Origin of the sequence: Streptomyces sp. NPDC014889 (assembly GCF_043081205.1) — a bacterium.
GTDB lineage: Bacteria > Actinomycetota > Actinomycetes > Streptomycetales > Streptomycetaceae > Streptomyces.
Genome location: NZ_JBIBWH010000002.1, coordinates 294,943 through 318,392, shown reverse-complemented (window position 1 = coordinate 318,392; position 23,450 = coordinate 294,943). Strand labels below are relative to the sequence as shown.

The window sequence follows — 23,450 nt, the reverse complement described above, 5'->3', positions numbered from 1 at the left end:
CACTTTAGTTGAGCGTTGAACTTTCTGCCAGCCCCAACAGAAGAAGCCCGGAGGGCATTCCCTCCGGGCTCCACGACACCCACGTGCCGACTTCTAGCCGTACATCCGGCGCATCGCGAAGTCGACCATCTGCTCGACCGCCTTGGCGTCGAACACCATCCGGTGCTCGCCCTCCATGTCGAGCACGAAGCCGTAGCCGGTCGGCAGCAGGTCGATCACCTCGGCGCCGGTGATCACGAAGTACTTGGACTCCTTGCCCGCGTACCGGCGCAGCTCCTTGAGCGAGGTGAACATCGGGATCACCGGCTGCTGGGTGTTGTGCAGCGCCAGGAACCCGGGGTTGTCGCCGCGCGGGCAGTACACCTTGGAGGTCGCGAAGACCTGCTGGAAGTCCTCGGCGGCCATCTGCCCGGTGGTGAAGGCGCGCACCGCGTCCGCGAGCGAGGGCGGCGAGGGCTCGGGGTAGGCCGGGGCCTGCTGGCCGTACCCGCCGACACCGCCGGGCATCTGCTGCTGCGGAGGGACGTACCCCTGCTGTGCCGCCCCACTGTCCATCGGCTGGCCGTATCCGTACATGAGCCACAGCGTACTGACCCGCACGAGGGCTCGGTCACACATGGCGGCATCGGGGTTGCTTCTTATTACCGACGGGTAGCATCATCGGAGCTACTAGTTGGTACGTGAACAAGATGCGAGGAGTCAGTGCCTCGCCAAGTCCTCGACGGGAGCCGTGGCCATGGGGCACTACAAGCCGAACCTCCGCGACATCGAGTTCAACCTCTTCGAAGTGCTCGGACGCGACAAGCTGTACGGCACCGGTCCGTTCGAGGAGATGGACGCCGACACCGCCAGGAGCGTCCTCGAGGAGCTGACCCGCCTGGCGGAGAACGAGCTGGCGGAGTCCTTCGCCGACGCCGACCGCAACCCGCCGGTGTTCGACCCCGAGACGAACACCGCGCCCGTGCCGGCGACCTTCAAGAAGAGCTACAAGGCCTTCATGGACTCCGAGTACTGGCGGCTCGGCCTGCCCGAGGAGATCGGCGGCACCACCGCTCCCCCGTCCCTGATCTGGGCCTACGCGGAGCTCGTCCTCGGCGCCAACCCCGCGATCTGGATGTACTCCTCCGGCCCGGCGTTCGCCCGCATCCTCTTCGAGGAGGGCACCGAGGAGCAGAAGAAGATCGCCTCGATCGCGGTCGAGAAGACCTGGGGCTCCACCATGGTGCTCACCGAGCCCGACGCGGGCTCCGACGTCGGCGCCGGCCGCACCAGGGCGGTCCAGCAGGAGGACGGCTCCTGGCACATCGAGGGCGTGAAGCGCTTCATCACCTCCGGTGAGCACGACATGGAGGAGAACATCCTCCACTACGTCCTCGCCCGCCCCGAGGGCGCCGGACCCGGCACCAAGGGCCTGTCCCTCTTCCTCGTCCCGAAGTACCTCTTCGACTTCGAGACCGGCGAACTCGGCGAGCGCAACGGCGTCTACGCCACCAACGTCGAGCACAAGATGGGCCTGAAGGCCTCCAACACCTGCGAGATGACCTTCGGCGACCGCCACCCCGCCAAGGGCTGGCTGATCGGCGACAAGCACGACGGCATCCGCCAGATGTTCCGCATCATCGAGTTCGCCCGCATGATGGTCGGCACGAAGGCGATCTCCACGCTGTCCACCGGCTACCTCAACGCGCTGGAGTACGCCAAGGAGCGGGTCCAGGGCCCCGACCTGGCGAACTTCATGGACAAGTCCGCCCCCAAGGTCACCATCACGCACCACCCCGACGTGCGCCGCTCGCTGATGACGCAGAAGGCGTACGCGGAGGGCATGCGCGCCCTCGTGCTGCACACCGCCGCGGTCCAGGACACGATCGCGGTCAAGGAGGCGAACGGCGAGGACGCCTCGACCGAGCACGCCCTCAACGACCTGCTCCTGCCCATCGTCAAGGGCTACGGCTCCGAGAAGGGCTACGAGCAGCTCGCCCAGTCGCTGCAGACCTTCGGCGGCTCCGGCTTCCTCCAGGAGTACCCGGTCGAGCAGTACATCCGGGACGCCAAGATCGACACCCTGTACGAGGGCACCACGGCCATCCAGGGCCAGGACTTCTTCTTCCGGAAGATCGTCCGCAACCAGGGCGCCGCGCTGAACTCGATCGCCGAGGACATCAAGGAGTTCCTGGCCCTCGGCACCGGCGGCGAGGACCTGGCCGGCGCCCGCGAGCACCTCGCCAGGGCCGCCGCCGAGCTGGAGGCCCTCGTCGGCCTGATGCTGACCGACCTCGCGGCCACCGAGAAGGACGTCAAGAGCATCTACAAGGTGGGCCTGAACACCACCGGCCTGCTGCTCGCCTCCGGTGACGTGATCGTCGGCCACCTGCTGCTCAAGGGCGCCGCGATCGCCGCCGAGAAGCTGGAGACCGCGTCCTCGAAGGACCGGGCGTTCTACCAGGGCAAGATCGCGGCGGCGAAGTTCTTCGCGGCCAACGTCCTGCCGGGCGTCACCCTGGCCCGCAAGGTCGCCCAGAACGTCGACCTGGACCTGATGGAGCTGGACGAGGCCGCCTTCTAGAAGGGCCCGGCACCGGCGCCCGTCCCCACCTCGCCCGCGCCCGCCCCACCCCACGAGGGTCCGCTCCCGGCACCGGGAGCGGACCCTCGTGACGTCGTTAAGGTGAACCCATGAGTACAAGCCAGCGCTTCGACCGCGGCCACACCGACGACCTGATGTCCTTCCTGGCGGCCGGCCCGTCGCCGTACCACGCCGTGGCGAACACGGCCGAGCGGCTGGAGAAGGCCGGCTTCCGCCAGGTCTCGGAGACGGACGCGTGGGACGGCACCGCGGGCGGAAAGTACGTGCTGCGCGGCGGGGCGATCGTGGCCTGGTACGTCCCCGAGGGCGCCGCACCGCACACCCCCTTCCGCATCGTCGGCGCGCACACCGACTCCCCCAACCTGCGCGTCAAGCCGCTGCCCGACACCGGGGCGCACGGCTGGCGCCAGATCGCCGTCGAGATCTACGGCGGCCCGCTGATGAACTCCTGGCTCGACCGCGACCTGGGCCTGGCCGGCCGGCTCACCCTGCGTGACGGCTCCACCCGCCTGGTCAACGTCGACCGTCCGCTGCTGCGCGTCCCCCAGCTCGCGATCCACCTGGACCGCCAGGTCTCGGCGGAGGGTCTCAAGCTGGACAAGCAGCGGCATTTGCAACCGGTGTGGGGCCTGGGCGACGACGTCCGCGACGGCGACCTGATCGCCTTCCTGGAGGCGGAGGCGGGGCTCGCCGCGGGCGAGGCGGCCGGCTGGGACCTGATGACGCACTCCGTGGAGCCCCCCGCCTACCTGGGCCGGGACCGGGAGCTGATGGCCGGGCCCCGGATGGACAACCTGCTGTCGGTGCACGCCGGAGCGGCGGCGCTCGCGGCCGTCGCGACGGGGGCGCCGGAGCTGCCGTACATCCCGGTGCTGGCCGCCTTCGACCACGAGGAGAACGGCTCCCAGTCGGACACCGGCGCGGACGGCCCGCTGCTCGGAGGCGTGCTGGAGCGCTCGGTGTTCGCGCGCGGAGGGTCCTACGAGGACCGGGCGCGCGCCTTCGCCGGCACGGTCTGCCTGTCCTCCGACACCGGCCACGCCGTCCACCCCAACTACGCCGAGCGGCACGACCCGACCCACCACCCGCGCGCGGGCGGCGGCCCCATCCTCAAGGTCAACGTCAACAACCGCTACGCGACGGACGGTTCGGGGCGCGCGGTGTGGGTGGCGGCCTGCGAGAAGGCCGGTGTGCCCTTCCAGTCCTTCGTCTCCAACAACTCCATGCCGTGCGGCACGACCATCGGCCCGATCACCGCGGCCCGGCACGGCATCCGCACCGTCGACATCGGCGTGGCCATCCTGTCGATGCACAGCGCCCGTGAACTGTGCGCCGCCGACGACCCGTTCCTGCTGGCGAACGCGCTGGTGGCGTTCCTGGAGGGCTGAGCGGCCCGGCCCCAGGCCCATGAGATGCCGTCTCCGCATGGTCACCCGGCTTGCGGGTACCCGGAGTTGACCGGAAGGGACCGGCACGGCCCGGACCCGCCGGATCCGACACCGGACAGGGAGGCGACACTCATGGGCCTCGGCGGCTGCATCATCCTCATCGCCGTGGGAGCCATCCTCACGTTCGCGACCGACTGGCACATGCAGGGGGTCAACCTGCACATGGTCGGCGTCATCCTGATGATCGTCGGCCTCATCGGCGTCACGACGTTCAGCAGCATCTACCGCCGCCGCCGCGTCATGGTGCCCCCCACCACGGTCGTCGAAGAGGACCACCACCACGCACGCGACGGCTACAGCGACGGCTACGGCCTCTGACCCACATCCCGGGCCGACCCCGTCGGCACGGAACATGACGGACAGTCGGCGACAAGCTTGAGCATTCCGTTACGCCCACCCCCTTGTCGTGTTGTGTGAATATCGTGAAGACTTGGCGTCCTTGAGTCCGCAGGGGAGAAACCGGGCGTCAAGTCACATCACGACGGGGGACTGTGCCGTGCTCGACTTCGCCGCACCCGGCGGCGCCCTCGGCGCTGCGCCGACAGCGCGGCCGCGACCCACGGGGCGGCACGCCGCCCGCCGCGCGCACGCCGCCGAGGAGGAGCCGCCGGGCATACCGCGGCTCGCGGTGCTGGTCCCCGCCCACAACGAGCAGGACCGCATCGCCGCCGCGATCGAGGGCCTGTGGCGGCAGACCCGGCGGCCGGACCTGATCGTCGTCGTCGCCGACAACTGCACCGACGACACCGCCCGGATCGCCGTCGCACACGGCGCACAGGTCTTCCACACGCAGGGCAACACCCACAAGAAGGCGGGCGCCCTCAACCAGGCCATCGCCTGGATACTGCCCCACCTCGACGACCGGGACCTGCTGCTGGTGCAGGACGCGGACACCGTGCTCAACCCGTGGTTCGCCGAGACCGCCCTGAGCACCTTCAACCGCAAGGTCGGAGCCGTCGGCGGGGTCTTCTACGGCGAGGAGGGCGGTGGTCTGCTCGGTCTGCTCCAGCGCATGGAGTTCCACCGCTACGCCTGGGAACTGGAGCGCACCGGGGGCAAGGCACAGGTGCTCACCGGCACCGGCACCATGTTCCGGGCCCGTGTGCTGCGCGAGGTGCGGACGGCCCGCCGCGCCGGAGTCATCGGCGGCGGCAACGGCTACTACAGCCTCGCCTCCCTCACCGAGGACGACGAGATGACCAAGGCGGTCAAGACCCTCGGCTACCGCGCCATGTCACCGGCGGGCTGCGCGGTCACCACCGAGGTCATGCCGACGCTGGGCAAACTGTGGCACCAGCGGCTGCGCTGGCAGCGCGGCGCCCTGGAGAACCTCCGCGACTACGGCTGGACCCGCGTCACCGCCCGCTACTTCGTCCAGCAGTTCCTCATGGGGTTCGGTGCGCTGTCCTTCCTCGTCTACCTGACCTTCATGATCACGTCCATCACCCTGTACGGCCCGCCGGGCCTGTCGCCGGTGTGGACCTCGATCGGTCTGATCTTCGTCGTCGAGAAGGTCGTCTCCGTGCGCCGCGCCGGCCCCCTGCCGATGCTGGTGGCGCTGCTGATGATCCCGGAGATGCTCTACGACCTCTTCCAGCACGCCGTGTACTTCTCCTCGCTGTGGGGCCTGCTGCGCCGCAGCGAGGAGAAGTGGGTGGCCACCTGACCACCCCCACGCACCCCCACACCCGGCGCCGCACCCACGGCGCGATCTCACCGCACCCGCACCAGAGCAAGGAGAACGACATGTACGGACGAGTCGTCGGCGCCGGCACCACCGGCGCCGGAGGCGCCACGCTGGCCGCCACCGGCGTGTGGATGAACAGCATGGCCATGATGGTCGCGGCCACCACCCTGGTGGCCGCGGGAGTGGCCCTGTTCAAGCTGGCGCCGCGCCCGCGGCGCCGCTAGTAGCGACAGGCGACGTCTGCCCCGTCGCGGCACCAGAACCCTTCGGCGATCAGCCCGCCGCGGTCTCGTCCATGCCCGCGAGGACGAGCGGCAGCCGGTCCGTCGCGCCCTCGGTGAGGCGGACCGGAACGCCCCAGTCCTGCTGGTGGACGTGGCAGGCGGGGTACTCGTTCGCGGGGTCGTCGTCGCACGACGCCGCCATCGCGGAGATGTGCAGGACACCCTCCGCGACGGCGGGGTTCAGCTCCAGTTCGCGGCACAGGTCGGTGTCCGCGCCCTCGCCCTTCAGCAGCAGCTCGGGCGGGGTCGAGGAGACCAGCAGCCGGGTCGACGGCCCGTACCGGGTGTCGAGCTTCTGACCCGCCGGGGCCTGGAAGATCACGTCGAGGCGGAGGCGGCCGGGGGCGACGTCCGTGGCGGAGCGCTGGGTGCGGTGGGCGACCGCCTCGACCCGTACCGCCTCCTCCGGCAGGCGCAGCCGGGTCAGCCGGTGCCGCGCCGACTCCACCACCACGATGTCGTCGCCGACGAGCACCGCGTCGCTGGGCTCGCGCAGATCGGTGGCGAGCGTCGTGACCTCACCGGTCGCCGGGTCGTAGCGGCGCAGGGCGTGGTTGTAGGTGTCGCTGACGGCGACCGAGCCGTCGGGGAGCGCGGTGACGCCCAACGGGTGCTGGAGAAGCGCCTGTTCCGCCGCGCCGTCCCGGTGCCCGAAGTCGAACAGACCGGTGCCGACGGCGGTGTGGACGTGACCGTCGAGGTCCACCCAGCGCAGCGCGGACGTCTCCGAGTCGGCGAGCCACAGCCGGTCGGGCGTGGCCGCGAGCCCGGAGGGCTGCGCGAACCAGGCGTCCGGGCCGGGCCCGTCGACGAGCCCCTCGTTCGTGGTCCCGGCGGTCACGGCGACGGTGCTGTCCGCCGGGTCGTAGGCCCAGAGCTGGTGCACGCCCGCCATGGCGATCCACACCTTGCCGTTCCACCAGGCCACGTCCCAGGGCGAGGACAGCTTCACGTCCAGGGCGGGACCGGACGTGGCCTCGCCCTGCATCCACTGGTGTCCGGTGCCGGCCAGCGTCGTGGTTTCGCCCGAGTCCGGGTCGAAGCGCCGCAGGGCGTGGTTGACGGTGTCGGCGACCACGACGGTGCCGTCCGGCAGGAGCGCGAGCCCCTGGGGCTCCTGGAACCGGGCCCGGTCCGGGGCGCCGTCGGTCATCCCCCGGCCGCCCTGGCCGATCCGCCGGACCACGGTCTCGCCGTCCGCCGCCAGCTCCACGAGCTGGTGCCGGGTGGTGTCGCTGACCAGGAAGGTCCCGGACGGCAGCAGCAGTGCCTTGCCCGGGAAGCGCAGGGTGGTGGGCTCCGGCTCCGGCGCCACGTACGGCCCGTCACCGCGGCGCAGGGTGCCCTTCGCCCCGTGCTCGGCCTCCAGCTCCTCCACCAGCCGCTCGATCGCGTGCGCGTGCCCCTCGCCGGCGTGCTGCGCGACGACGTAGCCCTCCGGGTCGATGACGACGAGCGTCGGCCAGGCCCGTACCGCGTACTGCTTCCAGGTGGCGAGCTCCGGGTCGTCGAGCACCGGGTGCTCCACCCCGTACCGCTCCACCGCGTCGACCACCGCCCGGTGCTCGGCCTCGTGCACGAACTTCGGCGAGTGCACCCCGACGACCACGACCGTGTCCCGGTGCCTCTCCTCCAGCTCGCGGAGCTCGTCCAGGACGTGCAGGCAGTTCACGCAGCAAAACGTCCAGAAATCCACAACGACGCACTTGCCGCGCAGGTCGGCGAGCGTGAGGTTCTTCCCGCCCGTGTTGAGCCAGCCGCCCTTGCCGATCAGCTCGGGGGCGCGTACGCGGACGCGTCGGGGTGCCGTGTCGTTCATGGGACCAAGGGTGCCACCCGTCCGGCGCGGTGCCGTACTGGGCCCGTCGGACCACCGGCGGCGTCGCGGGGGCGGAGCCGGGGAAGCGGTGAGGACATGAGATTCCTCGTACGCGACCGGATTTTCGGCATCGGCGACGACTACTGGATCGAGGACGAACACGGCCGCAAGGTCTTCCTCGTCGACGGCAAGGCGATGCGGCTGCGGGACACCTTCGAGCTGAAGGACGCCCACGGCCGGGTCCTGATCAACATCCACCAGAAGATGCTCGCGCTGCGGGACACGATGGTGATCGAGCGGGGCGGGGAGGCCCTGGCGAAGATCAGGCGCAAGCGGCTGTCGCTGCTGCGCAACCACTACCGGGTGTCCCTGGTGGACGGCACCGAGCTCGACGTCAGCGGCAAGATCCTCGACCGGGAGTTCGCCGTGGAGTACGACGGCGACCTGCTCGCGGTGATCTCCCGGCGCTGGCTGAGCGTCGTGGAGACCTACGGCGTCGACATCGTGCGCGAGGACGCCGATCCCGCGCTGCTGATCGCGGTGGCGGTGTGCGTGATCCACCTGGCGGAGAAGGAACGCGAGGAGCGGTAGGCACCGGGAAGGAGCCTGGGCGCGAGGGGCGGTGGGCGCCCAGGCGGAGCCCGGCCGCCAGGAGTCGTCCTGGCCACGGGGCGGAGCCCGGGCGCCACGAGTTGCCCTCGCGGCGCGGAGGAGCCCAGGCACCAGGAATCCTCCCGGCCACGCGGCGGAGCCCGGGCGCTAGGAGTTGTCCTCGCGGCGTGGAGGTTCCAGGCCGAGGACCCGGTCCTTCAGGGCCGGGAACTGGTCCCGGGTGGCCGCCACCCTCGCCGGGTCGAAGTCGACCATGAGGACCTCCTCGCCGGGCCCGGCCTCGGCCAGCACCTCGCCCCACGGGTCCACCACGATCGAGTGACCCGCCTGCGGAACTCCGGCGTGCGTCCCGGCCGTTCCACAGGCGAGCACGAACGCCTGGTCCTCCACCGCCCGCGCCCGGGCCAGCAGCGTCCAGTGCGCACGCCGGCGCTCGGGCCAGCCCGCCGGGACCACCAGGGTCTGCGCCCCGGCGTCGACGAGCCCGCGGAAGAGTTCGGGGAAACGGAGGTCGTAACAGGTCGCGAGGCCCAGGGTGGTGTCCGGCAGAGGCACCGTCACCAGTTCCCGCCCCGCGCTCATCAGCACGGCCTCGCCCTTGTCGAAGCCGAAGCGGTGGATCTTGCGGTAGACGGCGGCCAGTTCGCCGGAGGGGGAGAAGACCAGGGAGGTGTTGTAGAGGGAGTCCGCGCCCAAGGCCGGGCCGCCGTCGGACGCGGCGCGCTCGGGGATCGAGCCGGCGTGCAGCCACACACCCGCGTCGCTCGCCGCCTTGGCCATCGCCTCGTAGGTGGAACCCTCCAGCGGTTCGGCCTCGCGTTCGAACTCCGCGAAGGCGAAGGCTCCGGTGGTCCACAGCTCCGGGAGCACCACCAGATCGACCCCGGCCTGCTCGCACACCAGTGCGGCCGCCCGCCGACGCCGCGAATCGACCGATTCGCCCTCGTCCACGGCAATCTGGATCAGCGAAGCGCGCACACTACCACCGTCCTGGCACTCGAGTCGTCCGGACGGGCCTACGATCGTCACACGAAAGCACTGCCGGGCTGCCTCACAGCAGCGTAACTTAGCGTCTCAAGACACCCGCCGACCGCAGCCACCTGCCCACTGGCAATGCCATCACATCCTGCCCGTGTACCGACCGCCGAGGGGTCCCGTTCCGTGAGTCTGCATCCCACCCTCCAGCCCTACGCCGATGCCTGGACCCACTCCGTCGAGGCGATATCGGAGCTGATGCAGCCCCTGGTGGAGGCCGATTGGAACCGGCGCACCCCGTGCCCCGGCTGGTCGGTCCGCGACGTGGTCTCGCACATCATCGGCATGGACTGCGAGATGCTGGGCGACCCGCGGCCCATCCACGCGCTCCCGCGCGACCTGTTCCACGTCACCAACGAGCACCAGCGCTACATGGAGATGCAGGTCGACGTCCGCCGCCACCACACGTCGCCGGAGATGACCTCCGAGCTGGAGTACACGATCATCCGCCGCAACCGCCAGCTGCGGAACGAGTCCCGCGACCCCGGCACCAAGGTGCGCGGCCCGCTCGGCGCGGAGTTCACCCTCGAAGAGGCCATGCGCTACCGCGCCTTCGACATCTGGGTGCACGAGCAGGACCTGCGCGTGGCCCTCGGCCGCCCCGGCAACCTCGACTCGCCCGGCGCGCACGTCGCCCGGGACCACCTGCTGGCGGCCCTCCCGGACGTGGTCGCGGTCAAGGCGGACGCCCCGCGCAGCTCGGCGATCGTCTTCGACGTGAACGGCCCGGTGGAGTTCCTGCGCACGATCCGCGTCGACATCCAGGGCCGCGGCACGCTGGAGACGGCCCCGGCCCTCGGCCCGGCGGCGACCCTGACGCTCGACTGGGAGACCTACGTCCGCCTGGCCTGCGGCCGGACCACCCCGGACGCGGTCGCGGACCGGGTGAAGACGGAGGGCGACCTGGACCTGGCGGCGGCGATCCTGCGCAACTTCGTGGTGACGGCCTGAGACCTGGCGGGCGTGCCTGCCTCTGGGTGCGCTGCCTCCCCCCCGCTCCGTGAGGGCCGGGGGGAGGCGCTTTCCGGCCGGGCGAACACACCGGCTCCGCCCCGGCCCCGCCTCGCGGCGGCCCAGCGCACGGTCACGCCGGCACGTGCACCGTCTCCACCCGGCTGGCGACCAGCCGCTCCCGCTCCCGGCGGGCCGCCCTCCTGCGCAGCCGCAGGATCTGGCTCACGCCCAGCGCCTGGAGCACGAACACCACCGAGAAGGCGATCCGGTAGTCGTCCCCGGTCGCGTCCAGCAGCACCCCGACCGCGAACAGCGTCGTCATCGAGGCCACGAAGCCGCCCATGTTGGTGATGCCCGACGCCGTCCCCTGACGCTCCGACGGATTCGCCGGCCGCGCGAAGTCGAACCCGATCATCGAGGCCGGCCCGCACGCGCCGAGCACCAGGCACAGCACGACCAGCAGCCACACCGGCGCCCGTCCGCCCGGATACGCCAGCGTCACCGCCCACATGGTCGCGGTCGCCGCCACCGTGCCGAGCGCGAGCGGCAGCCGTGCCGCGTGATGGCGGGCGACGATCTGCCCGTAGACGAGCCCGACGGCCATGTTGGACACCACGACGAGCGTGAGCAGTTCCCCCGCGTCCGCCCGCGACAGGCCCTGGGCCTCGACCAGGAACGGCAGCCCCCACAGCAGCAGGAACACCATCGCCGGGAACTGCGTGGTGAAGTGCACCCACAGCCCGAGCCGCGTCCCGGGCTCCCGCCAGGCCGCGGCGATCTGCCGGCGTACGTAGGCGGCGCCCTGGTGGGGCAGCGGCTCCGGTTCGTGGCCCTCCGGGTGGTCCTTGAGGAACAGCACCAGCAGCACCAGCACCACCGCTCCGGCCAGCGCGCTGCCCGCGAAGGCGGCCGTCCAGCCCACCCCGTGCAGCAGCCGGGCCAGCACCAGCGTGGACACCAGGTTGCCGGCCATTCCGACCAGCCCGGCGAGCTGGGCGACCAGCGGACCACGCCGGACGGGGAACCAGCGGGTGCCCAGCCGCAGCACGCTGATGAACGTCATGGCGTCCCCGCAGCCGAGCAGCGCGCGTGAGGCCAGCGCGGTGCCGTACGACGGGGAGAACGCGAAGCCGAGCTGACCGGCCGTGAAGAGCACGGCGCCGATGGCCAGCACCTTCTTGGTGCCGAGCCGGTCGACGAGCAGGCCGACCGGTATCTGCATGCCCGCGTAGACGAGGAGTTGAAGGATGGAGAACGTCGACAGCGCCGAGGCGCCCACGTGGAAGCGGTCGGCGGCGTCGAGACCGGCCACGCCCAGGGAGGTGCGGAAGATGACGGCGACGAAGTAGACGGCGACGCCGATGCACCAGACGGCCACGGCGCGCCGGCCGCCGGGCGGATCACCGGGCAGGGCGGCCGGCGAGGACGCCGACGAGGACGAGGCGCTCACCGGACCTCACCCCGTGCGAGGTGGGAGAACCAGTTGACGTGCCGGTGCACGACCTCGACGGCCGCCTCCGCGTCCCCCGAGCGCAGCGCGTCCAGGATCTGCTCGTGCTCGGCGAGCGTCTTGGCGAGCCGGTCGGGGTGGGAGTGCATGACGGCGACGCCCATGCGCAGTTGCCGGTCGCGCAACTGGTCGTAGAGCCGGGACAGGATCTCGTTGCCGCCGCTGCGGACGATCTCGGCGTGGAAGCAGCGGTCGGTGACGGCGGCCGCGGCGAAGTCACCGGCGGCGGCCTGCTCCTGCTGCTTCAGCAGCAGTTCCTCGAGCCGCTCGATGAGCCCCGGCGGCGCGGGTACGGCCTTCCTGGCCGCGTGCTCCTCGACCAGTTGCCGGGTCTCGACCACATCGGCGATCTCCTGCGCGGAGACCGGCAGGACGAGGGCGCCCTTCTTCGGGTAGAGCCTGATGAGCCCCTCGACCTCCAGCCGCAGCAGAGCCTCGCGCACGGGCGTGCGCGAAACCCCGACGGCCTCGGCCAGCTCACCCTCGGTCAGCAGGGTGCCGCCCTCGTAACTGCGGTCGAGGACGGCTTGTTTGACGTGTGCGTACACGCGGTCGGCGGCGGGGGGCTGCTTCACGGCCAGGCTCATGCCCACAGCATAGATACAACACGTACGCAAGGCCCGCCCCATCCAGCATGCGGACCATACGGGCCCGACGGGAAATCCACCCCGGAAGCCGCACAACCTTCCATGGCACCCGTGAGTCAGACAGGTGCGGCCCCACCTTGTGGGCTCTCAACTCTGCCGCACCGCAGAGGAATTCGACATAATCGGGGTACCTCACTTGAAAACCGGCATCCAGGGCATCCGTATCCGCAGAGCCGCCGCAGTCGCCGTGACCGCGGGCGCCGTGCTCGCCGCCGGAGCCCTCACCGCGGCACCCGCGCAGGCCGTCGCCACGCCCTCGATCGTGGCCAAGGGCGGCTTCGTGATGGACGACGCGACCGGCAAGTCCCTCTACACCAAGGCCGCGGACACCACGCGCTCCACGGGCTCCACCACGAAGATCATGACCGCCAAGGTCGTGCTGGCCCAGCCGAAACTGAACCTCGACGCCAAGGTCACCATCCAGAAGGCGTACAGCGACTACGTCGTCAAGAACAACGCCTCCCAGGCCCACCTGATCGTCGGCGACAAGGTGACCGTCCGCCAGCTGCTGTACGGCCTGATGCTGCCCTCGGGCTGCGACGCCGCGTACGCGCTGGCCGACAAGTACGGTTCGGGCTCGACGCGGGACGCGCGGGTGAAGTCCTTCATCGGCAAGATGAACAGCACCGCCAAGAGCCTCGGCATGACCAAGACGCACTTCGACTCGTTCGACGGCATCGGCAAGGGCAACAACTACTCGACGCCGCGCGACCTGACGAAGCTGGCGCGCAGCGCGATGAAGAACTCCACGTTCCGCACGGTCGTGAAGACGAAGTCGTACACGGCCAAGACCGTCACCAAGACGGGCAGCACCCGCACGATGGGCAAGTGGACGAACACGAACACGCTGCTCAGCAGCTACAGCGGCGCGATCGGCGTGAAGACGGGCTCCGGCCCGCAGGCCGGCGCCTGCCTCGTCTTCGCCGCCACCCGGAACGGCAGGACCGTCATCGGCACGGTCCTGGCCTCCTCCACGTACGCGCAGCGCGCGACGGACGCGACGAAGCTCCTGAACTACGGCTTCGCCACGAAGGGCTGACCGCCGCTCACCGGCCCCACCGGGCCAGAAGGGCCCGCCGCTGACACCAGCGGCGGGCCCTTCTGCTGTGCCCCGCACCTCCGTCCGAGGACGCGGGGCCCCGTTTCGCCGTGGGCCGTCAGGCCCAGGTGATCAGGCGCTTCGGCTGTTCCAGGATCGCGGCCACGTCGGCCAGGACCTTGGAGCCGAGTTCGCCGTCGACCAGGCGGTGGTCGAAGCTCAGTGCCAGCGTGGTGACCTGGCGGGGCTTGACCTTGCCCTTGTGGACCCACGGCTGGAGCTTGATCGCGCCGACCGCGAGGATCGCGGACTCGCCGGGGTTGAGGATCGGCGTGCCGGTGTCGACGCCGAAGACGCCGACGTTGGTGATCGTCACCGTGCCGCCCTGCATGGCCGCCGGGGACGTCCTGCCCTCGCGTGCCGTGGCCACCAGCTCGCCGAGGCCCTCCGCGAGCTGCGGCAGCGTCTTGGCGTGGGCGTCCTTGATGTTCGGCACGATCAGGCCGCGCGGGGTCGCCGCCGCGATGCCCAGGTTGACGTAGTGCTTCAGGACGATCTCCTGGGCCGCCTCGTCCCAGGACGCGTTGATCTCCGGGTTGCGCTTGATGGCGACCAGCAGGGCCTTGGCGATCAGCAGCAGCGGGTTGACCCGCAGCCCCTGCATGTCCTTGTCCTGCTTGAGCTCCTCGACCAGCTTCATCGTGCGCGTCACGTCCACCGTCACGAACTCCGTGACGTGCGGGGCTGTGAACGCCGAGCCGACCATCGCCGCCGCCGTCGCCTTGCGGACGCCCTTGACTGGGATGCGGGTCTCGCGCGCCCCGTCGAAGCCCACGACGGGAGCCGGAGCCGCGGCCACCGGGGCCGGCGCCGTCTGCGGTTCGGGCGCAGCGGGTGCGGCCGTTGCCGCCACCGCCGCGTGCACGTCCTCGCGGGTGATGATGCCGTCCGGGCCGGACGGCACCACCGTGGCGAGGTCCACGCCCAGGTCCTTGGCCAGCTTGCGCACCGGGGGCTTGGCCAGCGGGCGGGGCCCGGCGGGCGCCGCGGCCGCCGCGGTGCCGTGCCCGTTCAGCTCCGCCCTGGGTGCCGTAGCCGCCGGGGCGGCCGCGGCCTCCGGGCCCTTGCGCGGACGGCGCTTGGTGGAGGACACCGAGACGCCGTAGCCCACGAGCACCGGCTGGCGGCCCTGCGGCTTCTCCTCCCCGTCCGTGCCCGGCTCGGTCCTCGGTTCGGCCACCGGAGCGGCCTGCGCCGGGACCTCGGCCGGGGCCGCGCCCGCCACCTGCACCGCGATGATGGACGTGCCCACGTCCACCGTGGTGCCCTCGGCGAAGTGCAGCTCGCGCACCACCCCGTCGTAGGGGATGGGCAGCTCGACGGCCGCCTTGGCGGTCTCGACCTCGCAGACCACCTGTCCGTCGGTGACCGTGTCACCGGGCTGGACGTACCACTTGAGGATCTCCGCCTCGGTCAGACCCTCGCCGACATCCGGCATCTTGAACTCGCGCACGGACGCATCGGTCATCGTCGTCACGAACCTCTCCCTCAGTACGCCAGCGAGCGGTCGACGGCGTCGAGCACGCGGTCCAGGTCCGGCAGGTAGGACTCCTCCAGGCGGGCCGGCGGGTACGGCGCGTGATAGCCGCCGACCCGGAGCACCGGGGCCTCCAGGTGGTAGAAGCAGCGCTCGGTGATCCGGGCGGCGATCTCCGCGCCGGAGCCGAAGAACACCGGCGCCTCGTGGACCACGACCAGACGGCGCGTGCGCTCCACCGAGGCCTGGATGGTGTCGAAGTCGATCGGGGAGACCGAGCGCAGGTCCAGGACCTCCAGGGACTTGCCCTCCTCGGCGGCCGCGGCGGCGACCTCCTGGCACAGCTTCACCATCGGGCCGTAGGCCGCCAGGGTCAGGTCCGTGCCCTCGCGGACGACCTGCGCCTTGTGCAGCGGGGCGGGGATGGCCTCGGTGTCGACCTCGGCCTTGTCCCAGTAGCGCCGCTTGGGCTCGAAGTAGATCACCGGGTCGTCGCTCTGGATGGCCTGCTGCATCATCCAGTACGCGTCGGACGCGTTGGAGGGGCTGACGATCTTCAGGCCCGCCACGTGCGCGAACAGCGCCTCGGGGGACTCCGAGTGGTGCTCGACCGCGCCGATGCCGCCGCCGTAGGGGATGCGGACGACGACCGGCAGCTTGACCTTGCCCAGCGAGCGGGCGTGCATCTTCGCGAGCTGCGTGACGATCTGGTCGTACGCCGGGAAGACGAAGCCGTCGAACTGGATCTCCACCACCGGGCGGTAGCCGCGCAGGGCGAGGCCGATCGCGGTGCCGACGATGCCGGACTCGGCGAGCGGGGTGTCGATGACGCGACTCTCGCCGAAGTCCTTCTGGAGGCCGTCCGTCACCCGGAACACACCGCCGAGCTTGCCGACGTCCTCGCCCATGATGAGGACCTTGGGGTCGTTGTCCAGGGCGCGGCGCAGCGACTCGTTGATCGCCTTGGCCAGGGCCATCTTTTCCGCAGCCATGTTCAGACCCCCTCTGCGTCCGCGAACGACGCCTGGTAGGCGGCGAACTGGGCGCGTTCCTCGTCGACGAGCGCATGCCCGTCCGCGTACACGTTCTCGAAGATGGCGAAGAGGTCCGGGTCGGGCATGGCACGGACCGCTTCGCGCACTCGTCTGCCCAACGCCTCGCTCTCGGTCTCGAGTTCCGCGAAGAATCCCTCGTCCGCGTGGTTTGCGGCCTCCAGGTGGCGGCGAAGGCGCAGGATCGGGTCCTTCGCCTCCCAGGCCAGGCGCTCCTCGTCGCCCCGGTACCGGGTGGGGTCGTCGGAGGTGGTGTGGGCGCCCATGCGGTAGGTGAACGCCTCCACCAGGGTGGGGCCCTCGCCGTTGCGGGCGCGCTCCAGCGCCCACTTGGTGACCGCGAGGCAGGCCAGCACGTCGTTGCCGTCGACGCGGACACCGGGGAAGCCGAAGCCGGCGGCCCGCTGGTAGAGCGGGACCCGCATCTGCTTCTCGGTCGGCTCGGAGATCGCCCACTGGTTGTTCTGGCAGAAGAACACCACGGGGGCGTTGTAGACCGCGGAGAAGGTGAAGGCCTCGGCCACGTCGCCCTGGCTGGAGGCGCCGTCGCCGAAGTAGGCGATGACCGCGGAGTCGGCGCCGTCCTTGGCGACGCCCATCGCGTAGCCGGTGGCGTGCAGCGCCTGGGAGCCGATGACGATCGTGTAGAGGTGGAAGTTGTTGCTGTTGGGGTCCCAGCCGCCGTTGTTCACACCGCGGAACATGCCGAGCAGGTTGGTCGGGTCCACCCCGCGGCACCAGGCCACGCCGTGCTCGCGGTAGGTCGGGAAGACGTAGTCGTCCTCGCGGGTGGCGCGGCCGGAGCCGATCTGGGCGGCCTCCTGGCCGAGCAGCGAGGCCCACAGCCCCAGCTCGCCCTGGCGCTGCAGGGCGGTGGCCTCGGCGTCGAAGCGGCGGGTGAGCACCATGTCGCGGTACAGGCCGCGAAGCTCCTCGGCGGTGATGCCGGCGACGTACTTGTCGTACTCGGCGTTCTTGACGCGCTCGCCCTCGGGCGTCAGCAACTGCACGAGTTCGGGGTCGGCGCCCTTCTTGGCGCCGGTACGCCGCCTGGTGCCGGCGGCTTTCGTGCCGGCCGCTCCGGCCTTGCTTGCGGCGCTGCGTCGCGATGTGCGCGCGGCACTGCTCTCCACGGTCACGTGTGCTCCTCCGTCGGTCCGGCCCCGGGGTTGCCGGTGGCCTGGGGGTCCCCCCTGCTCGCCAGAGCTCGGGGGAGGCTCACCTGTTTCCGGACCACCGGGCACGGGGTGGGTGCCACTCGGCCGGGAACAGGCGTGACAGGTGCCCCGGCGAGCGCCCTGCAGCAGTCACGTTACCCAGTGCTCCACAATTCTGGGAAACCCCTCCTGACCTGGGCGTTTCATTGGATTTCCAAGTATTTTCGCTTGGACGTCCAAGTACCTCGCCGGGCAGTCGGAGCAGCCGCTGGTCACAGCCGTGCAGGGGGCCGGAACACCGGCACGTTATCCCGGTCACCCCTGAGTCGGGAAGGGTCGACGAATGGCCGGAACTGCTCTTGATGGATGACCCCACCCGGGGGATGGCGAAAAGGGACGCGGCCAGGGGTCGAACGGGGCCCGCCTGCGGCGACAAGGGGGACTCGGACATCGGCGCACCGGCGCACGGCGAGTAGTCGCGGGACGGCATCGCGACCTCATGTGACCGAAAGCGACCATCGATGACCGTCTGTGACAAGCCCCAGCTCACGGCCGTCGACGGTGCCCTAGCATCTGGCGCGTGCCGCGCCCATGTGTACCACCCCCCGTGCCCCACGCGCCCCCTCTGAGCGCCTTGCTGCGCCAGTACGCCGCCGGTTCCCCGCTCACCTGCGAACCGGTCGACCAGGGCCTGCTCAACCGCGGCTACCGGCTGTGCACGACCCGCGGCCGTTATTTCCTCAAGCACCATTTCGATCCGGACACCGCCGATCCCGACGCCATCGCGCGCCAGCACCGCGCCACCCAGCGACTGGCCGACCTCGGCGTCCCGGTGGCGCCGCCGCTCACCGGCCGCGACGGGCGTACGGTCGCCGTCGTCGGCGGCCACGCCTACGCCCTGCACCCCTGGATCGACGGCCGGCACCGGCACGGCGGCCAGCTCACCACCAAGCAGTGCACCCGCCTGGGCGCGCTGCTGGGAGCCGTGCACGCCTGCCTGGAGCGGGTGATGCCGCCCAAGAGCCGCACCCGCCCCGCCGCGAGTCCCCACCCCGTGGAGAGCGCCGATCCCTCCGACACCTTCTCCCTGATCGACGACCTGCTCGCGCACGTCCGCCGCCACCGGCCCGCGGACGCCTTCGACGAACTGGCCAGGCACCGGCTCCTGGAGCGCCGGGAGCTCCTGGAACGGCACGCGGACCGGCGCCCGCCGCCCGGCGGGCCCGTCGGCTGGGTGCACGGCGACTTCCACCCCTTCAACCTGCTGTACCAGGGGGACGCCCCCGCCGCGATCGTCGACTGGGACCGGCTCGGCGTGCAGCCCCGCGCGGAGGAGGCGGTGCGCGCCGCCGCGATCTTCTTCGTCCGGCCCGCCGGCACCCTGGACCTGCCGAAGGTCAGGGCGTACGCACGCGCGTACCGGCTGTCGGCCGGCGCCACCGCGTCGGAGCTCGCGGCGGCCGTGCACCGCGTGTGGTGGGAGCGCCTGAACGACTTCTGGATGCTGCGCTGGCACTACGAGCGCGGCGACACCCGCGCCGACCCGCAGTTCCCTGCCGCCTCGGCGCTCGCGGTCTGGTGGACGCGGGAGTACGGCGCGGTGTGCGGCGCGTTCGCGGAATGACACACGGGGTGACGCCGGGAAAGCCGCAGAAACACCACGCGCGCGTGGAGCCCGTACGGCCCCACGCGCGCGTGAAGGATGATCGGCCCCCTGCGGGACTCAGGCGCCTCCGCCGACGTTCCCCACGGTCCCCGCGGAGGTACCGGCGGCGTCGCCGCCACCGCCGCCGCCGCCGTCCCCCGTGCCGTCGCCCGAACCGCCGCTCGTGTCCGTGGGCTGCGACGCGGGCGGGGGATCGGCCGGTTCGCTGGAGGTCTGCGGGTCGGACTGCTGGTCGGAGGTCTGCGGGTCGGACGGCTCGGACGGGGTCCACGACGGCCGGGACGACGGCGTGTACTTCCAGTTGCCGCCGCCCGAACCGTAGCCCCGGCCCGTCGACGTGTCCGACGGCTGCTCGTTCGACGAGTCGCTCGGGGTGGTGCTGGGCTGCTCGTCGCCGGTGGACTGCGTGTTCGACGGCGACTTGGTGGTGTCGACCTCGCCGCCGGTGTCGCCACCGGTTCTCTGCATCGCGAGCGCCACGCCCGCGGCGATGGCGATCACCGCGAGGACGGCCAGGATCCACAGCTTGCCGCGCCCGCTGCCCTTGTTGCCGTGCCCCTCGAAGCCGCCGTCGTCGCCGGCGCCGTACCCGGCGGGCAGGATCGGCTGGGGGATCTGCGTGGTGCCGGAGCCGAGGTCGGTCGGGTGCGGCATCACGCTCGTACCCGCGAAGCCCGCCGCCGGGGTGTGCCGGCCGTCGTGCGCGTCGACCGGGCCGGTGTTCCAGGTGCCGGTGTGGCCGCCCTGGTCGTACAGCATCTGCAAGCCGTACTGGACCAGCCCGCGCATCTCCTCGGCCGTCTGGAAACGGTCGTCGGGCTCCTTGGCCAGCGAGCGCATGACCAGGCCGTCGAGCTCCGGCGGGCAGGTGCCGCCGGGGATCTGCGAGGGCGGCACCGGCATGTCCTGGACGTGCTGGTAGACCACCGACAGCGGGGTCTCGCCGGTGAACGGGGGCCGCAGCGCGAGGAGTTCGTACAGCAGGCAGCCCGTCGCGTACAGGTCGGAGCGGTAGTCGACGGCCTTGCCGAGGGCCTGCTCCGGGGAGAGGTACTGCGGGGTGCCCATGACCATGCCGGTCTGCGTCATCGTCGTGGACGCCCCGTGCAGGGCGCGGGCGATGCCGAAGTCCATCACCTTCACGGCGCCGTTGTCGGTGATGATGACGTTGGCCGGCTTGATGTCGCGGTGCACGATGCCGTGCTGGTGCGAGTAGGCCAGCGCCTCCAGGACACCGGAGACGATGATCAGCGCCTGTTCCGGGCCGGGCGCCTCGGCGTTGAGCAGCAGATCGCGGATGGTGCGGCCCTCGACCAGCTCCATCACGATGTACGGCACGGCCTGGCCGCCCGCCTGGTCCTCGCCGGAGTCGTACACGGCGACGATCGCGTGGTGGTTGAGGCCGGCCACTGACTGGGCCTCACGTGTGAACCGGGCCTTGGAGACGGGGTCCTCGGCCAGGTCCGCGCGGAGCAGCTTGACCGCCACGGTCCGACCGAGACGCACGTCCTCGGCGGCGAACACCTCGGCCATGCCGCCCCGGCCGAGTCTGTGCGTCAGCCGGTACCGGCCGTCGCCGACCACGCCGTCGTTGCCCCAGTTCTCCGGCGCGTCCGACATACCGCCGCCACTCGCCTCGGGGTCGGACGGGCCCTGGGCGCGATGCTGCTGTGCCATCAGTCCTCGCCGTCGTTTCTGCCCGCGGTGCGCGCGGTGTTGTCACGGTCTCCGTCGGCCACGCTACAGGCTCCGCGGGGGCCGCCGGTCCAGGATCGTCGCGGTGAGCACCGCCGGAACCGGCCCGAGACGGACCGGCCATGAAACCCCCTGCGGGTGCCGTGGTGCAAATTGCGTGTACCAGCGGTACGCCCGCTGTAACGCTTCCGCGACGCTTCTTTCGCGTACGGTCACGGAACGGGCACTGAGCTTGACGTGTCAGTGCCCTCGGGCAGACTTGGCCGGGAATGACTCATTCGATCAACGAGGGCGCCTGACGGCCTAGTGGGGGACGCGGAGACATGAGCCAGGACGGCGCACACGGCCAGTATCCGGGACGGGCACTGGCCGGCGGCCGCTACCAGCTGCGCGACCTGCTCGGCGAGGGCGGCATGGCCTCGGTGCACCTCGCCTACGACTCCGTGCTCGACCGCCAGGTCGCGATCAAGACACTCCACACCGAACTCGGCCGCGAACAGGCCTTCCGCGAGCGGTTCCGCCGCGAGGCCCAGGCAGTGGCGAAGCTCACGCACACCAACATCGTCTCGGTCTTCGACACCGGCGAGGACGATGTGGACGGCATGGCGACGCCCTACATCGTCATGGAGTACGTCGAGGGCCGTCCCCTCGGCTCCGTGCTGGAGGAGGACATCCGGCAGTACGGCGCGATGCCCGCCGACAAGGCCCTGAAGATCACCGCGGACGTGCTCGCCGCACTGGAGATCAGCCACGAGATGGGCCTGGTCCACCGCGACATCAAACCGGGCAACGTGATGATGACCAAGCGCGGCGTCGTCAAGGTCATGGACTTCGGCATCGCCCGCGCCATGCAGTCCGGCGTGACGTCGATGACGCAGACCGGCATGGTCGTCGGCACCCCGCAGTACCTCTCGCCGGAGCAGGCGCTCGGCCGGGGCGTGGACGCGCGGTCCGACCTGTACTCGGTCGGCATCATGCTGTTCCAGCTGACCACCGGGCGGCTGCCGTTCGACGCGGACTCTCCCCTGGCCATCGCGTACGCGCATGTGCAGGAGGAGCCGGTGGCGCCCTCCTCCGTCAACCGCTCGCTCCCTCCGGCGGTGGACGCGCTGGTCGCCCGCGCGTTGAAGAAGAACCCCAACGAGCGCTTCCCCAGCGCCGAGTCCATGCGCGACGAGTGCCTGCGCGTGGCGGCCTCCTTCCAGGCGGCCGCGCCCAGCATCGTCCCCGGCGCCCCGACGGCGAGCGGCGCGGGCGTCGGCTCGGCCGTCTTCCCGCCCGTCGACCAGACCGGCCCGGTGCCCCAGGGCCAGGTGCAGACGCCGTACCAGCCGGCCCCGACGCCCAACCCCTACAGCACCGGCGCCCCCGGGAGCCCCGGCTACGGCTACCCGCAGCAGCCCGGCTACCAGACGCCCGTCGCGTCGCCGTACGCGCAGCAGCAGGCACCGACCCCGCCGCCGTACGGCGTCCCGTCCCCGCACACGCCCCCGCCGGGCGGCGGCAGGAACACCAGGCCCGTGGTCATCGGATCGATCGCCGTCGCCGCCATGGCGGTGCTCGGCCTGGTCGTCGCGCTGAACCTGGAAAGCGGCGGCGGTGGCGACGCCAAGGGCGGGGGCGGCGGCGCGAGCGCGTCCACCTCGGCGGTCGAGGGCCACCGCGGTCCGGACACCTCGCGGACGATCAAGTCCGACGAGTGCAAGGAGCCTCGGCAGTCCTATGACGACGAGAACAAGATCAGGCTGCCCGACTTCCGGTACAAGAACCTCGCCTCGGTCAAGGAGTGCCTCCAGGCCGGGGGCTGGAAGCTGAAGAAGGTCGACGTCGACGAGAACACGTACGGCCAGGACACGGTCCTCAACCAGTTCCCCTCGGCCGACACGGACGTCGACCCGAAGAACATGCCGGTGATCCAGCTCGACGTCTCGACCGGCAACCCTCCCTCCTCCTGACCGGAATTCGCCGGTCACGGCGGCGGCGGTCACGCAAGTCGAAGGCCCCGGCAGGACTGCCGGGGCCTTGGCACGTCGGTGTCGCGAGAACGGGTGCGGGTGCGGGCGGGTGCCTACAGGTACGGTCCGCCCGAACGGCCGCCCGTGCGGGGGTCGTCGCCGCCGTCCGGTCCGATGCCCGGGGGAAGGGCACGGCGCATCTGCTCCAACTGGGCGCGTGCGGCCATCTGCTGGGCGAACAGGGTCGTCTGGATCCCGTGGAAGAGACCCTCCAGCCAGCCCACCAACTGGGCCTGCGCGATGCGCAGTTCGGCGTCGCTGGGGGTTCCCTCGTCGGTGAACGGCAGAGAGAGCCGCTCCAGCTCCTCGACGAGTTCCGGCGCCAGGCCGTCCTCCAGCTCCTTGACCGAGCTCGCGTGGATCTCCTTCAGCCGGACCCGGCTGGCCTCGTCCAGGGGAGCCGCGCGCACCTCTTCGAGAAGCTGCTTGATCATGCTGCCGATCCGCATGACCTTCGCGGGCTGCTCCACCTGCTCCGTCACCGGGGTCTCACGGGAGTCGTCGTCCCCGCCTCCGCCGAGCGCCATGCCGTCCTGGCCCACGACCAGGATCTGCGGATTCTCCGGCGACCGTTCGTTCCTCGGCATCTCCATGCCCCCATTGTCTCGCACCCGTGCCCGCCACCTCCCTGGTGCCCCCACGGAAAGCGGTCCACCGCGTGGCCGAACCTGGAATGCCGGATTGATCCAGCGATGTGACCGTGGTCGCA

General features: G+C 71.2%; 20 protein-coding genes. 10 read left to right on the top strand and 10 right to left on the bottom strand.

Annotated elements, in window-relative coordinates; all coding sequences use genetic code 11:
- Nucleotides 1-93: 93 nt before the first annotated feature.
- Nucleotides 94-576 carry an SseB family protein gene (locus ACF09J_RS04585; protein ID WP_392303891.1) on the bottom strand — a complete coding sequence of 161 codons (483 nt, stop codon included), beginning with the start codon at nucleotides 574-576 and terminating at the stop codon, nucleotides 94-96.
- Nucleotides 577-736: 160 nt separating this feature from the next.
- On the opposite strand from ACF09J_RS04585, the gene ACF09J_RS04580 reads away from it, so the two are divergent.
- From ACF09J_RS04580 to ACF09J_RS04560, 5 genes are all read left to right on the top strand, one after another.
- A complete protein-coding gene (locus ACF09J_RS04580) occupies nucleotides 737-2,563 on the top strand; it encodes an acyl-CoA dehydrogenase (protein ID WP_392303890.1) in 1,827 nt (608 codons plus the stop codon).
- A gap of 110 nt (nucleotides 2,564-2,673) precedes the next feature.
- A complete protein-coding gene (locus tag ACF09J_RS04575) occupies nucleotides 2,674-3,972 on the top strand; it encodes a M18 family aminopeptidase (RefSeq protein WP_392303889.1) in 1,299 nt (432 codons plus the stop codon).
- 132 nt (nucleotides 3,973-4,104) lie between these two features.
- Nucleotides 4,105-4,350 carry a DUF6458 family protein gene (locus ACF09J_RS04570; protein WP_392303888.1) on the top strand — a complete coding sequence of 82 codons (246 nt, stop codon included), beginning with the start codon at nucleotides 4,105-4,107 and terminating at the stop codon, nucleotides 4,348-4,350.
- 295 nt (nucleotides 4,351-4,645) lie between these two features.
- Complete coding sequence (locus ACF09J_RS04565) at nucleotides 4,646-5,698, top strand: glycosyltransferase (protein WP_392304167.1); 1,053 nt, start codon at nucleotides 4,646-4,648, stop codon at nucleotides 5,696-5,698.
- Nucleotides 5,683-5,943: a hypothetical protein gene (locus ACF09J_RS04560; RefSeq protein ID WP_392303887.1), complete on the top strand. Its 261-nt coding sequence runs from the start codon at nucleotides 5,683-5,685 to the stop codon at nucleotides 5,941-5,943. Before ACF09J_RS04565 ends, ACF09J_RS04560 begins: the two co-directional genes overlap by 16 nt.
- A 49-nt stretch (nucleotides 5,944-5,992) precedes the next feature.
- Here the strand turns inward: ACF09J_RS04560 and ACF09J_RS04555 are convergent, their stop codons facing one another.
- The gene (locus tag ACF09J_RS04555) at nucleotides 5,993-7,822 is read right to left on the bottom strand and encodes an NHL domain-containing thioredoxin family protein (protein ID WP_392303886.1); all 1,830 of its coding nucleotides are present in this window, start codon (nucleotides 7,820-7,822) and stop codon (nucleotides 5,993-5,995) included.
- Between the two features lie 96 nt (nucleotides 7,823-7,918).
- Here ACF09J_RS04555 and ACF09J_RS04550 point away from each other — a divergent pair, with 96 nt between their 5' ends.
- On the top strand, nucleotides 7,919-8,413 hold the full coding sequence (locus ACF09J_RS04550; protein ID WP_392303885.1) for an LURP-one-related/scramblase family protein: 495 nt from the start codon (nucleotides 7,919-7,921) through the stop codon (nucleotides 8,411-8,413).
- Nucleotides 8,414-8,581: 168 nt separating this feature from the next.
- Here the strand turns inward: ACF09J_RS04550 and ACF09J_RS04545 are convergent, their stop codons facing one another.
- A complete protein-coding gene (locus ACF09J_RS04545) occupies nucleotides 8,582-9,412 on the bottom strand; it encodes a carbon-nitrogen family hydrolase (protein ID WP_392303884.1) in 831 nt (276 codons plus the stop codon).
- A 183-nt stretch (nucleotides 9,413-9,595) separates the two neighbouring features.
- Here ACF09J_RS04545 and ACF09J_RS04540 point away from each other — a divergent pair, with 183 nt between their 5' ends.
- On the top strand, nucleotides 9,596-10,420 hold the full coding sequence (locus tag ACF09J_RS04540; RefSeq protein ID WP_392303883.1) for a maleylpyruvate isomerase family mycothiol-dependent enzyme: 825 nt from the start codon (nucleotides 9,596-9,598) through the stop codon (nucleotides 10,418-10,420).
- A gap of 133 nt (nucleotides 10,421-10,553) precedes the next feature.
- On the opposite strand, the gene ACF09J_RS04535 is transcribed toward ACF09J_RS04540, so the two are convergent.
- Both ACF09J_RS04535 and ACF09J_RS04530 read right to left on the bottom strand, forming a co-directional pair.
- A complete protein-coding gene (locus tag ACF09J_RS04535) occupies nucleotides 10,554-11,873 on the bottom strand; it encodes a nitrate/nitrite transporter (protein ID WP_392303882.1) in 1,320 nt (439 codons plus the stop codon).
- Nucleotides 11,870-12,520 (bottom strand): GntR family transcriptional regulator, encoded by a 651-nt coding sequence (locus ACF09J_RS04530; protein WP_392303881.1) that lies wholly within the window; start codon nucleotides 12,518-12,520, stop codon nucleotides 11,870-11,872. Before ACF09J_RS04530 ends, ACF09J_RS04535 begins: the two co-directional genes overlap by 4 nt.
- Before the next feature lie 196 nt (nucleotides 12,521-12,716).
- Between ACF09J_RS04530 and ACF09J_RS04525 the strand changes: the two genes are divergently transcribed.
- Nucleotides 12,717-13,619 carry a D-alanyl-D-alanine carboxypeptidase family protein gene (locus ACF09J_RS04525; RefSeq protein WP_392303880.1) on the top strand — a complete coding sequence of 301 codons (903 nt, stop codon included), beginning with the start codon at nucleotides 12,717-12,719 and terminating at the stop codon, nucleotides 13,617-13,619.
- A gap of 118 nt (nucleotides 13,620-13,737) precedes the next feature.
- On the opposite strand, the gene ACF09J_RS04520 is transcribed toward ACF09J_RS04525, so the two are convergent.
- From ACF09J_RS04520 to pdhA, 3 genes are read right to left on the bottom strand one after another with little or no spacing between them, the layout of a single operon-like run.
- Complete coding sequence (locus tag ACF09J_RS04520) at nucleotides 13,738-15,156, bottom strand: dihydrolipoamide acetyltransferase family protein (RefSeq protein WP_392303879.1); 1,419 nt, start codon at nucleotides 15,154-15,156, stop codon at nucleotides 13,738-13,740.
- Nucleotides 15,157-15,167: 11 nt separating this feature from the next.
- Nucleotides 15,168-16,148, bottom strand: a complete 981-nt coding sequence (locus ACF09J_RS04515; RefSeq protein WP_392303878.1) for an alpha-ketoacid dehydrogenase subunit beta — start codon at nucleotides 16,146-16,148, stop codon at nucleotides 15,168-15,170.
- 2 nt (nucleotides 16,149-16,150) lie between these two features.
- Nucleotides 16,151-17,347 (bottom strand): pyruvate dehydrogenase (acetyl-transferring) E1 component subunit alpha, encoded by a 1,197-nt coding sequence (gene pdhA / locus ACF09J_RS04510; RefSeq protein ID WP_392303877.1) that lies wholly within the window; start codon nucleotides 17,345-17,347, stop codon nucleotides 16,151-16,153.
- A gap of 625 nt (nucleotides 17,348-17,972) precedes the next feature.
- On the opposite strand from pdhA, the gene ACF09J_RS04505 reads away from it, so the two are divergent.
- Nucleotides 17,973-18,989 carry a phosphotransferase gene (locus ACF09J_RS04505; RefSeq protein ID WP_392303876.1) on the top strand — a complete coding sequence of 339 codons (1,017 nt, stop codon included), beginning with the start codon at nucleotides 17,973-17,975 and terminating at the stop codon, nucleotides 18,987-18,989.
- Between the two features lie 99 nt (nucleotides 18,990-19,088).
- Here ACF09J_RS04505 and ACF09J_RS04500 read toward each other — a convergent pair whose 3' ends face one another.
- Nucleotides 19,089-20,708, bottom strand: a complete 1,620-nt coding sequence (locus ACF09J_RS04500; RefSeq protein ID WP_392303875.1) for a protein kinase — start codon at nucleotides 20,706-20,708, stop codon at nucleotides 19,089-19,091.
- A 341-nt stretch (nucleotides 20,709-21,049) separates the two neighbouring features.
- Here ACF09J_RS04500 and ACF09J_RS04495 point away from each other — a divergent pair, with 341 nt between their 5' ends.
- Nucleotides 21,050-22,681: a protein kinase gene (locus ACF09J_RS04495; RefSeq protein ID WP_392303874.1), complete on the top strand. Its 1,632-nt coding sequence runs from the start codon at nucleotides 21,050-21,052 to the stop codon at nucleotides 22,679-22,681.
- 113 nt (nucleotides 22,682-22,794) lie between these two features.
- On the opposite strand, the gene ACF09J_RS04490 is transcribed toward ACF09J_RS04495, so the two are convergent.
- Entirely contained in the window at nucleotides 22,795-23,334 is a 540-nt protein-coding gene (locus ACF09J_RS04490; RefSeq protein ID WP_392303873.1) for a bacterial proteasome activator family protein, read from the bottom strand.
- Nucleotides 23,335-23,450: the final 116 nt, after the last annotated feature.